Raw genomic sequence first — 12,987 nt, 5'->3', positions numbered from 1 at the left:
CACCGGAGGTCTTCACCGCCCCGGTATCGGGCCTTTCCTTCGCCACCGTGGGCACGGAAACCCCTCCGTCGTTGGAACAAGGTGAGCGGAATCTAAAACGGTTACTACGGCGGGTCAACCCCCTTGGTTCAGCGTTCTCTTGACCCTAGGGTGGGCGGATGCCTAGCCTCCTGAAGGTTCGGTGTAACCGGTTTCACTCAGGTGAGACCCAGCGGCGGCGCGAGTCGGCGCGGCGGCAGAGCAGTGACCGGGCAGTGACAGGGCAGCGAAAGAGACGCGGGGGTGGCGGCGAGTGACGGCAGACCGGCCGACGGCGGTACTGGCCATGGGTGCGCAGGTGGTCGAGCGGGTCTTCCCGCCCGACGTGCGCGAACGGCTGGCCCGCAGTGTGGAGTTGGCGGGTCCGCCGCTGACGGGACCGCTCCACGGCCCGGCCGCCGCGCGGGCGCTGGGCGCGGCGGAGGTTCTCGTCACGGGCTGGGACTGCCCGCCGCTGACCGCCGAGGTCCTCGACCTGGCGCCCCGGCTGCGGGCGGTGATCCACGCCGCGGGATCGGTCAGGCCGATCGTCACGGACGCGGTGTGGGAGCGCGGCCTGACCGTCTCCTCGGCGGCCGACGCGAACGCCGGGCCGGTCGTCGCGTTCACGCTCGCCGCCGTCACCTTCGCCGCGAAGGGCGCGCTCGCGGCGGCCGCCGGGTACGCGCGGGCGTGGCCCGGCTTCACGGAGCGGACCGGCGCGGACGGGCGGGTCGTCGGGGTGATCGGGGCGTCCCGCATCGGGCGCCGGGTGATCGAGGCGCTGCGGGCCGACCCCGCGGGGTACCGGGTGCTGCTGTGCGACCCGTACGTCGACGCGGACGGCGCGGCGCGGCTCGGCGTGGAACTCGTGGGCCTCGCGGAGCTGTGCCGGCGCAGCTCGGTGGTGAGCGTGCACGCACCCGAACTGCCCACGACGCGGGGCATGGTGAGCGCGGAGATGCTGCGGCTGATCCCGGACGGCGGCACGGTGATCAACACGGCGCGGGGCGCGCTCGTCGACACGCAGGCGCTGGCCGCCGAGTGCGGCACGGGGCGCCTGTCGGCCTACCTGGACGTCACGACCCCGGAGCCGCTGCCCGCCGGGCACCCCCTGCTGACCTTGCCGAACGTGCTGGTGACCCCGCACGTCGCCGGGGCGCAGGGGAGCGAGGTGCGGCGCCTCGGCGTGTACGCGGTCGAGGAGGTCGAGCGGTACGTGTCCGGTCGGGAGCCGGCCGGCCGGGTCGACCGGGGGACCTGCGGCGGGTCGCGTGAGCGCGCGCCGACCCGCCCTCCCCGTCAGGCGGTTCCCCGCGCCCCGAGGGCGCGGGGAACGCTACGGTTCCGCTCGGATCACCGACCGCGGTACGACGACACGTAGCCCGGCGCCGGCGAACCGACCCCGGTGACGTCGTCGTACCCGCGCACGGCCTTCAGCGAGGCGTCCTTGCCGAGGCTGCGCACCGACGTGAGCAGGCCCTCCGACGCGTCGTAGGAGTTCGCGAAGTCGACCCGGGCCACCGCGAGGTCCTTGCCCGTGGGCTTGTCGGTCACGTCGTGGTACAGCGGCGAGCCGTAGCGGGCGTAGATCGACGGGTTCGCGAAGCCGAGCGGCGCGCCGCCCCGCGTCTGCTGGGCGAGGGCCTGCACACCCGCGATCACCGGCGCCGCCAGCGACGTACCGCCGATGCGGTACTCGTCGTAGGCCTGCGAACCGTCGGGCAGGGTCTGCGTCTGGCCCACCAGGAAGCCGGTGTTGGGGTCGGCGATGGCCGCGATGTCGGGCACGACGCGGTTCACGGAGCCGTTCGCCGTGGCCAGCGCGTCCGGCACGACGCCCTTCTGGTAGGAGGGCTGCGCGACGGACTTGCTGGTGCCGCCGCCCGCGCCGGAGTTGTACGCGCCCGGGAAGTCGGTCCAGCTGGTGCCGTCCGCCGACAGGGTGGACTTCAGCGTGCCCCAGCCGGTCTCCCACTTGTACGTGTCGTTCTTGCCGACGGCCAGCGACGTACCGCCGACCGCGGTCACCCACGCCGAGTCGGCCGGGGTGTCGACCTGCTTCGTGCCGGTGGAGGCGACGTTGTCGCCGTTGTCGCCGGAGGAGAAGTAGAAGCCGATGCCCTCGACGGCGCCGAGCTGGAACACCTGGTCGTAGGCGGCCGCCAGTTCGGGCGTCTGGTTCGCCTCGACGTCGCCCCACGAGTTGGAGACGATGTCGGCGAGGTGCTTGTCGACGACCTTGTTCAGCGAGTCGAGCAGATCGTCGTCGTAGCAGGACGCCGCGCCCACGTACGTGATGTCCGCCTGCGGCGACACCGCGTGCACGGCCTCGACGTCGAGGGTCTCCTCGCCGTACCAGCCGGCCGCGCCGCACTCCTCGGTCCGCGCGTACTTCTTCGGCAGGACCTGCTTCAACTGCCCCTTCGCGTAGGCCGCGTCACCGTTCTTGGCCGCGTACGTCGCCGCGTCCTTCGCGATGGTCGGCGAGGCGTACGCGTCGGTGATCGCGACCCGCACCCCCTTGCCGGTGGCCTTGCCCGCACCGTAGGCGGCGCGCAACTGCTTGCCGGTGTACCCCTTCACGGCGTACGGGACCTTGGTGCCGTACGCGTCGGGCAGCGTCGTCGCGACGTTCGAGCCGTAGTACGACGAGAACGGGCCGGAGTTGCGGAACACCGCGTCCGGCGGCGGGAGTTGGTCCTGCTTCGTCGCCTTGTGCGGGGCGCTGTCCAGGCCGGTGACGGTGAGCACGGCGCCGTCGAGGGAGGCGGGGACGGAGGCCGCGGCGGACGGGGCGCGGTACGTGTGGCTGCCCTTGGCGTAGTTGTGCAGCTGCGTACCGAACGCCTTCTCGGTCGCCGCCACATCACCCGACACGGCGATGTAGTGGGCGCTGGTGCCGGTCACGGTCAGGCCGGAGGACGTCAGCCAGGCCGTGACCTCGGCTATCTGCTCCTTCGACGCGCCGAAGCGGTCCTGCGTCTCCTGGGCGCTCAGGTACTTCCCGTACGAGGCGGACGACGGGTCGGAGACGGCCTTGGCGTAGGCGGCGAGCCCCTTGGCGTCGCGCCCCGCGAGGTAGACGCGGGCCCGGACCGTGCTGCCGTTCGCGGTGGAGCCCTGGTCGGCGGTGCCGGTGGCCCACAGCGGCTTGGTGCCGGACAGGGTGTCGCGCGCCGCACCGGCGTCGGCCTGGGCGCCCGGAGCGGCGAGGACGAGGGCACCGGCCAGCAGCGGGAGTGTTGCTGCGATGCGGATGGATCTCATGAGTGGAACCCCTTGGGTGAGGTGCACGTGTAATGCACACGCAGATGGCCCACTCTCGCCACGAACCGTTCACGCCGGGGGAATGGAACGATCAAGAAGCCGTCAAGTCGAATCAAGTACGGCCGGGATCAGCCGATTTGATACTCCATGAGTCACCTGGCCCAGGGACGGCGGCGCTGGTGACCGCTACCGCCACCGCTGCCCCTATGGCTACGGCTGCCGCTACGACTACGGCTGCCGCTGCGACTACGACTACGACCGCGACTACGGCTACGGCTTGGCGCCGCGCTCCGTCAGCATCCCCGTCATCAGATCGATCTCCGACCGCTGCGACGCCACCATCCCGCGCGCGAGCCGCCGTTCGGCCCCCACCTCGCACCGCCGCACACATCCCTCGGCCATGTGCACCCCACCCTTGTGGTGCGCGATCATCAGCCGCAGGAACATCACCTCGGCCCGCTGCCCGCTCGCCGACCGCAACCGCTCCAACTGTGTGTCGGTCGCCATCCCCGGCATCAGCGCGCCGTCCTCGCCGACCGGCGCGTCCGCCATCCCCATCCACGCCATCGGCGGCTTCGCCGACACCTTCGGCAGCTCCCACAGATCGAGCCAGCCGAGCAGCATCCCGCGCTGGTTGGCCTGGGTCTGCGCGATGTCGTACGCGAGCCGGCGCACCTCCTCGTCCTTCGTGCGGTCACGCACGAGATACGCCATCTCGACGGCCTGCTGGTGATGGACGGCCATGTCGCGGGCGAACCCGGCGTCCGCCGACTCCGCCGCGGGCACCCGGAGGTCCTTCGGGCCGCCGTCCCCGTCGGCGACGGCGTAGGTGACGGCGCCGCCCGCGAGGAGCGCCGCCGCCGCGGCCGACATCAGCCAACCGGTCGTACGACGCCTCACTGCGACAGACCGCCCGTGCAGGCCGCCCCCGGCTCGGGCGTCTGCTTGCCCTGCACGAACGTGGCGAGGAAGGAGGCGACCGCGGGGTCCGAGGCGCTCTTCACGGTCCGCTGGTGGCCCCACGCGCTGAGCATGATCGGGTCCTTCTGGTCCTCGACCGGGCTCATCAGCGTGTACGGCGTCTGCTTCACCTTGGCCGCCAGCGCCTTCACGTCGGCGTCGGCGGCCTTGTCGTTGTACGTCACCCAGACCGCGCCGTGCTCAAGGGCGTGCACGGCGTTCTCGTTCGCGAGCGCCTTCTCGTAGACGTCGCCGTTGCAGTTCATCCACACCTGGTTGTGGTCGCCGCCGACCGGGGGCGTCATCGGGTAGGAGACCTTCTTCGCGACGTGGTTGCGGGCGAGCTTGCCGCTCCAGGTGCCGACGCCGTCCTTGTCGTACGTGAAGTGCCCGGACGCCGAGCCGGCGGCCTTGGACTCGGCCTTGTCCGAGGACCCGTCGTCCCCCTTGGTCACGGCCCACGCGCCGACGCCGACCAGGGCCGCCACGACCACGGCGCTCACGGCCACTATCGCGATCCGGCCGCGCCGCTCCCGGGACCGGTCGGCGCGGCGCATCTCCTCTATACGGTCACGGCGGGACGCGGCGGACGTGTTCTTCGCGGAACCCATGGGATGTCCTTCTGGCGACGGCTGGCAACGGATGGGGCGTGCGGGCCCGCTGATCGTAGTGCGGAAAACGGGGCGGGGGGAGGTGGTGTCCCGGCCGCTCCGCACGGCAGGCACTATGGCCAGGACGGGTACACCAGGCACTATGAACACAACACCGGCCGGTCAAGGACGATCAAGGTCGGCAACGCGCACGAAACCGGCGTGTGGTGGGATGTGACCAGGCCTGATCGGCGGCGTAGGAGCAGGCGGCCTGACCAGCAAGGATGGGTGGAAGCGGAAGATGGACAAGCAGCAGGAATTCGTGCTCCGGACCCTGGAGGAGCGCGACATCCGGTTCGTACGTCTGTGGTTCACGGACGTGCTGGGCTTCCTGAAGTCGGTGGCCGTGGCCCCGGCGGAGCTGGAGCAGGCCTTCGACGAGGGCATCGGCTTTGACGGCTCGGCGATCGAGGGCTTCGCCCGGGTCTACGAGTCCGACATGATCGCCAAGCCGGACCCGGCCACGTTCCAGGTCCTGCCGTGGCGTGCGGAGGCCCCCGGCACGGCGCGCATGTTCTGCGACATCCTGATGCCCGACGGATCCCCGTCCTTCGCCGACCCGCGCTACGTCCTCAAGCGCGCCCTGGCCAAGACCTCCGACCTCGGCTTCACCTTCTACACCCACCCCGAGATCGAGTTCTTCCTCCTCAAGGACAAGCCGCTCGACGGCTCGCGCCCCACGCCCGCCGACAACTCCGGCTACTTCGACCACACCCCGCAGAACGTGGGCATGGACTTCCGCCGCCAGGCGATCACCATGCTCGAATCGATGGGCATCTCGGTCGAGTTCAGCCACCACGAGGGCGCCCCCGGCCAGCAGGAGATCGATCTGCGCTACGCCGACGCGCTCTCCACGGCGGACAACATCATGACGTTCCGCCTGGTCATGAAGCAGGTGGCGCTGGAGCAGGGCGTCCAGGCGACCTTCATGCCGAAGCCGTTCTCGGAGCACCCGGGCAGCGGCATGCACACGCACCTCTCGCTCTTCGAGGGCGACCGCAACGCGTTCTACGAGTCGGGCTCGGAGTACCAACTCTCCAAGGTGGGCCGCTCGTTCATCGCGGGTCTGCTGAAGCACGCGGCGGAGATCTCGGCCGTCACGAACCAGTGGGTCAACTCCTACAAGCGCATCTGGGGCGGCTCGGAGCGCACGGCCGGCGCCGGCGGCGAGGCGCCCTCGTACATCTGCTGGGGCCACAACAACCGCTCGGCGCTCATCCGTGTCCCGATGTACAAGCCCGGCAAGACCGGCTCGGCCCGGGTCGAGGTCCGCTCCATCGACTCCGGCGCCAACCCGTACCTCACCTACGCGGTCCTCCTCGCCGCCGGCCTCAAGGGCATCGAAGAGGGCTACGAGCTCCCGCCGGGCGCCGACGACGACGTCTGGGCCCTCTCCGACGCCGAGCGCCGCGCGATGGGCATCGAGCCCCTGCCGCAGAACCTCGGCGAGGCCATCGCCCTGATGGAGCGCTCGGAACTGGTCGCGGAGACGCTCGGCGAACACGTGTACGACTTCTTCCTGCGCAACAAGAAGCAGGAGTGGGAGGAGTACCGCAGCGAGGTCACCGCCTTCGAGCTCCGCAAGAACCTGCCGGTGCTGTAAGCCCCGCCGGAAAGCCGCAGCCGCGTCCGCTCATGACCGAGCGGGCGCGGCTGCGGCTGTTTCGTGGCCGGGCGCGGTCCTAAAGCGTGTTGCACAAGGCCGTGAACTGGGCATATCCGGTGTATGGCTGGGGTGTTGAGGGCTGAACGGGTGTGGGTGGAGACGTTCACGGGGCTGTCGATGGAGCAGTTCGGGCGGCTGCTGAGGGTGGTCCGTGACCGAGGCGGCAACGGCACGCTGCGGGGCCGTCCGTGGTGTCTGCCGCTGGCCGAACGGGTCTTGATCGTGGCCGTGTACTACCGCACCAACCTGACCATGCGGCAGCTCGGGCCGCTGTTCGGGACCTCTTCCTCGACCGTGTGCCGGGTGATCCAGAAGCTCGGCCCGCTGCTCGCGCTGGAGCCGGTGGCCCGTCCGGCCGACGCGGCGGACCGGTTGTGGATCGTGGACGGCACCCTCATCCCGGTCCGCGACCGGCACGTCGGCTCCTCCTCACGCAACTACCGGTTCTCCGCAAACGTGCAGGTCATTGTGGATGCCGACACCCGTCTCGTGATCGCCGCGGCCCGGCCGGTGCCGGGCACCACCGCGGACGCGCACGCCTGGCGGGCCTCCGGCCTGGCCCAGCACTGCCAGGGCGTGACCATGCTGGCCGACGGCGCCTACCTCAACTGCGGGATGGTCACCCCGCACCGCAAACGCCCCCGACGCGAGCTGCTGGCGGGCGAGGAGGCCGACAACGCCGCCCATCGCACGGTGCGGGCCCGGGTGGAGCATGTGATCGGCCGGATGAAGAACTACAAGATCCTCCGCGACTGCCGGCAGCACGGCGACGGCCTTCACCACGCCGTCCAAGCCGTCGCCCAGATGCACAACCTCGCCCTCGCCTCATGACCAGAGGACTGCCCTCACTAACCCTGACCTGCCCGAACACCGCCTTGTGCAACACGCTTTACGAGCTCGTGCACGGTAGGCGGTGAGACGTCGCGAACTTCGGTGCGACCCAGCTTCACATCTGCCATGTCGGGTTCAGGTCCGCGGTCTGCTGGTGGGACAGCAGGCCGGCGATGGCTTGGACGGTGTCGCTCATGTGCTCGCGGCGGCCGAGGTGGCGGGCCAGGGCCCGCCAGTTCTTCAGATGGGCGATGCCGTGCTCGACACGGATACGTCGTGATGAGTGCGCCTTGCGCTGGCGCTCGTGCATCTCTTCGTACCAGTCCGGGGCGTTCTTCTTGAACTTGCGGTGCGGTGGTGTCACCACCCGGCCACCGGTCTGGGCGCCCAGTCCCTGGTAGCCGGCATCAGCCAGGATCTCGACTGCAGGCCCGTCGGCCAAGAGGTTGACCAGCCCTAACTGGCGGGCATGGGTGATGTCCGCGCAGCTTGCGGGACGGGCCGGGCTGCACCACAGCACGCGGCCTTCGCCGTCCGTGACCACCATGGACTTGACGGCGTTCTGCTTGTTCTTGCCGGAGATGAACTTGTCGCGGTCCTTGCGTCCGGCAGCGGGCCGGCGGACCCGGATCTCGGTGCCGTCGACGATGCCGGTCGCCCCGCTCGCGCCGAGATGGTCGACAACCTCAGCGAGAGACCGCAGCCGCACGTCGGGGCTGACGGTGCAGCCCCGCTCGGCGAGCAGGGGCCGCACCTCACCGATGGCCCGGGTGACGGTGGAACGGTCCGCTCCGAACCAGCAGGCCAGCACATCATGGGTGACCCCGTGACGAAGATGGACCAGCGTGGCCAGCAGCCGGTCGACGAACACCAGCCGGTACTTCGCGCCTGCGCCCACAGCCCTCTGCCGCGGGCGAGCGGCAAGCCTCGCCTGATGACGCTCATGCCACAACGGTCCGATCTCCTCGACGAGTTCAGCAATCACTCCGGCAGTCAGCCCCGTGATCCGCCGATTGCCGATGATCACCGCGCGCGTCGAGTTCCCCACCACCCGACCATGATCAACCATCCAGGCTCGACGTCTCACCGCCTACCGTGCACGAGCTCGTTAGAGCGCGTCCCGCAGCGGAACCGTCGCCCGCCTGCGGTACTCCTGCACCGCCCACCCGTTCCCGTCCGGGTCCGTGAAGTGCATGAACGTGCCGCCGTCGTCCGGGCCGAAGGACACCGGCTCCGAGACGTCCAGGCCGCGGCCGGTCAGTTCGTCGCGGGCGGCCTTGATGTCCGTCACGACGAGCTGGAGGCCGTGGTACGTGCCGGGGGCGGGGGTGCCCGTCGGGATCGGGACGCCCTGGGAGAGGACGATGGAGCAGCCCGATCCGGGCGGGGTGAGCTGGACGATGCGGGAGCCGGGCATCAGCTCACGGTCCACGTCGCAGCGGAAGCCGACCTGGTCGACGTAGAAGGCCTTGGCCCGGTCGATGTCGGAGACGGGCAGCGGGATCACCTCGAGGGTCATGTCCATGAGTCAAAGGTAGGCCGGGGAGACCGCCGCCGTCAGGAGGAGGCGCGGGGAGCCGGTGCCGTCCGCCGGGACCGTGTACAGGTCGGCGCCGTAGTCGCCGGGCAGCGCGTACGTGAGGTGACGGCCGTCGCTCCACACCGCCTGATCGTCGACGCTGCGCGTCTCGGCCAGCGGGGTCTCCCGCAGCGTGGTCAGGTCCAGTACGTACAGGCGCCAGGGCGCGTCCGCGGGCAGTCCCGGCACGCGCTTCTTGTACGCGATCCGGGTGCCGTCGGGGGAGAGGGACGGGCACTCGACGTTCGCGTGCAGCGTGGTGACCGTGCGGGTGCGCAGATCGCCGCGGACGAGGTACGTCCTGCCGCCGGTGGCGAGCGTCGCGTAGAAGTGCCGGTCGTCCGAACGGAACGTGACACCCCAGAAGTTGACGTCCGCCGCCCGCCGCGCCCCTCCGCTACCTCTCCGCCAGCGGCGACGGCGCCTCCTGCACCGTCCAGCCGTTGCCGTCCGGGTCCTTGAAGAACATGAACGAGTTCCAGACGTCACCGCCCGGCCCCTCCTCCCAGCCGCCCGCGCCCGCGTGCTGCACCGGGCTCACGTCGACACCCCGCCGCACCAGTTCCTCGCGCGCCGCCGCGATGTCGGTGACACACACCTGGAGCCCGGTCAGCGAACCCGGCTCCATCGGCGGCTGGCCGGGAGCGCCGGGCAGGCCCTCCGTCAGGGCGATGGAGCAGCGCGAGCCGGGCGGGGTCAGCTGCACGATGCGGATGCCGGGTGCGACCTGGCTGTCCAGGTCGACCTTGAAGCCCACCCGGTCGGCGTAGAACTCCTTCGCGCGGTCCACGTCGACGACGGGAACCGTGACGACTTCCAGGGTCCATTCCATGGCGCGCCCTCCTGGTGCGTATCCGGATTCCGGGCCGGACCCTGCCGGCGTCCCGCCCGGTGCGTAGGAACGACTCTGCACCCGTGCGCGACTCATCGGCACCAGGTGAACGGCAGTAGGCTCAAGGCCGGTGGGTGATCGAACAGGAGGCCGGTCGATGTCGGTGCCGCAGGGGAGACGGAGCAGTACGTTCACGCGCCTGCTGCGACACGGGTTCACCGATCCGTCCGCGGCCGAGCGGCTGCTCGACGCCCCCGCCCTGTCCACCGTGCGTTCCGACCCGCTGCTCCTGGACGCGCTCGGCGCCACCGCCGACCCCGATCTCGCGCTGCTCGGCCTGGTCCGGCTCGTCGAGGCCCAGGAGCGGACGGCCGCGGGCGACACGGGCCGCCGCGAACTCCTCGACACGCTCATCACGGCGAAGCCGCTGCGCGACCGGCTGCTCGGCGTGCTCGGCGCCTCCGAGGCCCTCGCCGACCACCTCGCCCGCCACCCCAGCGACTGGCAGGCCCTCGTCACGTACGAGCCGAGCGATCTGCACCCGGGGGTGGAGGAGTTCGAGCGCGGGCTCGCCGACGCCACCGACCCGGTGTCGCTGCGCGTCTCGTACCGGCGCTGCCTGCTGTCCATCGCCGCGCGCGACGTGTGCGGCACGACCGACATCGTGCAGACCGCCGCCGAACTCGCCGACCTGGCGACGGCGACCCTGCGCGCGGCCCTGGCCATCGCCCGCGCCGCCGCGCCCGCCGACGACGCGCTCTGCCGGCTCGCGGTGATCGCGATGGGCAAGTGCGGCGGCCACGAGCTGAACTACGTCTCCGACGTCGACGTCATCTTCGTCGGCGAGGCCGTCGAGGGCGCCGACGAGGGCAAGGCGGTCCAGGCCGCGACCCGGCTCGCCTCGCACATGATGCGGATCTGCTCCGAGACGACCGTCGAGGGCACGATCTGGCCGGTGGACGCGAACCTGCGGCCCGAGGGGCGCAACGGCCCGCTTGTGCGCACCCTCTCCTCCCACCTCGCCTACTACCAGCGCTGGGCCAAGACCTGGGAGTTCCAGGCGCTGCTCAAGGCCCGCCCGGTGGCCGGCGACCCGGAGCTCGGCGAGGAGTACCTGGCCGCCGTCTCGCCGCTCGTCTGGCAGGTCGCCGAGCGCGACAACTTCGTCCCCGACGTGCAGAAGATGCGCAAGCGGGTCGTCGAGAACATCCCGGTGGGCGAGGTCGAGCGCGAGCTGAAGCTCGGCCCCGGCGGCCTGCGCGACGTCGAATTCGCCGTCCAGCTCCTCCAGTTGGTGCACGGACGCTCGGACGCGTCACTGCGCAGCGGCACCACCCTGGACGCGCTCGCCGCGCTCGCCGACGGCGGCTACGTGGGCCGGGTCGACGCCGTCCAGCTCGACGACGCGTACCGCTTCCTGCGGACGCTCGAACACCGCATCCAGCTCTACAAGTTGAGGCGCACCCACCTGGTCCCCGAGGACGAGGCCGACCTGCGGCGCATCGGCCGCTCGATGGGCATGCGCACGGAGCCGATCACCGACCTCAACCGCGCCTGGAAGCGCCACACCTCGGTCGTCCGCCGCCTGCACGAGAAGCTGTTCTACCGCCCGCTGCTCGACGCCGTCGCCCAACTGGCGCCCGGCGAGATCCGGTTGAGCACCGAAGCCGCCCGCGAGCGGCTGGTCGCCCTCGGCTACGCGGACCCCAGCGCGGCCCTGCGCCACCTGGAGGCACTGGCGTCCGGCGTCAGCCGCAAGGCCGCCATCCAGCGCACGCTGCTCCCGGTGCTGCTCGGCTGGTTCGCGGACTCGGCGGACCCGGACGCGGGCCTGCTCAACTTCCGCAAGGTCTCCGACGCGCTGGGCAAGACCCCCTGGTACCTGCGGCTGCTGCGCGACGAGGGCGCCGCCGCCGAGAACCTCGCCCGCGTCCTGTCCGCCGGCCGCCTCGCCCCCGACCTCCTCATGCGCGCCCCGGAAGCGGTCGCCCTGCTCGGCGCGCCGCAGGGCCTGGAGCCGCGCGACCATGCCCAGTTGGAGCAGGAGGTGCTCGCCGCGGTCGGCCGGGCCGCCGACGCCGAGCAGGCCGTGGCCGCGGCGCGCGGGGTGCGCCGCAGGGAGCTGTTCCGTACGACGGCCGCCGACATCGTCGCCTCGTACGGCACCGAGGAGCATCCCGTCGTCGCCGACCAGGGAGCCCTCGTCGACCGGGTCGGCGGCGCCGTGTCCGATCTGACGGCGGCGACCCTGGCGGGCACGCTGCGCGCGGTCGTCCGCGAGGGCTGGGGCGACACCCTGCCCACCCGCTTCGCGATCATCGCCATGGGCCGCTTCGGCGGACACGAACTCAGCTACGGCTCCGACGCCGACGTCCTGTTCGTGCACGAACCCCGCGAGGGTGTCGGCGACCACGAGGCGGCGCAGGCCGCGAACAAGGTCGTCGCCGAGATGCGCCGGCTGCTCGCCCTGCCGAGCGCCGACCCGCCGCTCCTGATCGACGCCGACCTGCGCCCCGAGGGCAAGTCGGGGCCGATGGTGCGCACCCTCAAGTCCTACGAGGCGTACTACCGCCGCTGGTCCCTCGTGTGGGAGTCCCAGGCGCTCCTGCGTGCCCAGCACGTCGCCGGGGACGAGGAGTTGGGCAGCGCCTTCATCGATCTGATCGCCCCGCTGCGCTACCCGGCCGAGGGCCTCGGCGACGACGCCGTGCGGGAGATCCGCCGCCTCAAGGCCCGCATGGAGTCGGAGCGGATGCCGCGCGGCGCCGACCCCACGCTCCACACGAAGCTCGGCCGCGGCGGCCTGTCCGACGTCGAGTGGACCGTGCAGCTCCTCCAGCTCCAGCACGGCTGGGCCGAATCGGGCCTGCGCACCACCCGCACCCGCGAGGCCCTCGCGGCGGCCTGCGCGGCCGGTCTGCTGCCCGCGGAGGACGCCGCGATACTGGACGAGGCGTGGGTGCTCGCCGCCCGGGTCCGTAACGCGGTGATGCTGGTGCGCGGCCGCGCGGGGGACACGTTCCCCTCCGACGGGCGCGAACTCGGCGCCGTGGGACGGTACTTGGGCTACGACCCCGGGCACGTCGGCGACATGCTGGACGACTACCGGCGGACCACCCGGCGCGCGAGGGCGGTCGTGGAGGAGCGGTTCTACGGGGCGTAGGGCCGCCCGGCCGCGCGC

At 71.5% G+C, this 12,987-nt stretch carries 10 protein-coding genes and 1 pseudogene; 4 read left to right on the top strand and 7 right to left on the bottom strand.

Going from position 1 to position 12,987, the window contains the following annotated elements:
* Window positions 1-325: 325 nt before the first annotated feature.
* Window positions 326-1,402 (top strand): hydroxyacid dehydrogenase, encoded by a 1,077-nt coding sequence (locus V2W30_RS11560; RefSeq protein ID WP_338703563.1) that lies wholly within the window; start codon window positions 326-328, stop codon window positions 1,400-1,402.
* Here V2W30_RS11560 and V2W30_RS11555 read toward each other — a convergent pair.
* The 3 genes from V2W30_RS11555 to V2W30_RS11545 all read right to left on the bottom strand — a co-directional run bounded on the left by V2W30_RS11555 (window position 1,375) and on the right by V2W30_RS11545 (window position 4,859).
* Window positions 1,375-3,288: a S53 family peptidase gene (locus V2W30_RS11555; RefSeq protein WP_338695902.1), complete on the bottom strand. Its 1,914-nt coding sequence runs from the start codon at window positions 3,286-3,288 to the stop codon at window positions 1,375-1,377. The genes V2W30_RS11560 and V2W30_RS11555 overlap by 28 nt on opposite strands.
* 270 nt (window positions 3,289-3,558) lie before the next feature.
* The gene (locus V2W30_RS11550; RefSeq protein ID WP_338695901.1) at window positions 3,559-4,161 is read right to left on the bottom strand and encodes a DUF305 domain-containing protein; all 603 of its coding nucleotides are present in this window, start codon (window positions 4,159-4,161) and stop codon (window positions 3,559-3,561) included.
* A 23-nt stretch (window positions 4,162-4,184) separates the two neighbouring features.
* The gene (locus tag V2W30_RS11545; protein WP_338695899.1) at window positions 4,185-4,859 is read right to left on the bottom strand and encodes a DUF3105 domain-containing protein; all 675 of its coding nucleotides are present in this window, start codon (window positions 4,857-4,859) and stop codon (window positions 4,185-4,187) included.
* Window positions 4,860-5,139: 280 nt separating this feature from the next.
* Between V2W30_RS11545 and V2W30_RS11540 the strand changes: the two genes are divergently transcribed.
* Together V2W30_RS11540 and V2W30_RS11535 are read left to right on the top strand one after the other, a co-directional pair.
* Entirely contained in the window at window positions 5,140-6,501 is a 1,362-nt protein-coding gene (locus V2W30_RS11540; protein WP_255968977.1) for a glutamine synthetase family protein, read from the top strand.
* A gap of 123 nt (window positions 6,502-6,624) precedes the next feature.
* A complete protein-coding gene (locus tag V2W30_RS11535) occupies window positions 6,625-7,395 on the top strand; it encodes a transposase family protein (protein ID WP_338693547.1) in 771 nt (256 codons plus the stop codon).
* Between the two features lie 115 nt (window positions 7,396-7,510).
* On the opposite strand, the gene V2W30_RS11530 is transcribed toward V2W30_RS11535, so the two are convergent.
* The 4 genes and pseudogenes from V2W30_RS11530 to V2W30_RS11515 all read right to left on the bottom strand — a co-directional run bounded on the left by V2W30_RS11530 (window position 7,511) and on the right by V2W30_RS11515 (window position 9,806).
* Window positions 7,511-8,446, bottom strand: coding sequence for a transposase family protein (locus V2W30_RS11530; RefSeq protein WP_338693548.1), 936 nt, complete (start codon window positions 8,444-8,446; stop codon window positions 7,511-7,513).
* 57 nt (window positions 8,447-8,503) lie between these two features.
* The gene (locus V2W30_RS11525; RefSeq protein ID WP_338695895.1) at window positions 8,504-8,920 is read right to left on the bottom strand and encodes a VOC family protein; all 417 of its coding nucleotides are present in this window, start codon (window positions 8,918-8,920) and stop codon (window positions 8,504-8,506) included.
* Window positions 8,921-8,923: 3 nt separating this feature from the next.
* Window positions 8,924-9,370, bottom strand: a pseudogene (locus V2W30_RS11520) (TolB family protein); the annotation flags it as partial.
* Window position 9,371: 1 nt separating this feature from the next.
* Complete coding sequence (locus tag V2W30_RS11515) at window positions 9,372-9,806, bottom strand: VOC family protein (protein WP_338695894.1); 435 nt, start codon at window positions 9,804-9,806, stop codon at window positions 9,372-9,374.
* 157 nt (window positions 9,807-9,963) lie between these two features.
* Between V2W30_RS11515 and V2W30_RS11510 the strand changes: the two genes are divergently transcribed.
* A complete protein-coding gene (locus tag V2W30_RS11510) occupies window positions 9,964-12,969 on the top strand; it encodes a bifunctional [glutamine synthetase] adenylyltransferase/[glutamine synthetase]-adenylyl-L-tyrosine phosphorylase (RefSeq protein WP_338695892.1) in 3,006 nt (1,001 codons plus the stop codon).
* The last annotated feature ends 18 nt before the right edge of the window (window positions 12,970-12,987 follow it).

The organism is Streptomyces sp. Q6 (assembly GCF_036967205.1).
Taxonomy (GTDB): domain Bacteria; phylum Actinomycetota; class Actinomycetes; order Streptomycetales; family Streptomycetaceae; genus Streptomyces; species Streptomyces citrinus.
Note: the sequence above shows the minus strand (reverse complement) of the source record. Positions and strands in the feature narration are given on the sequence as shown.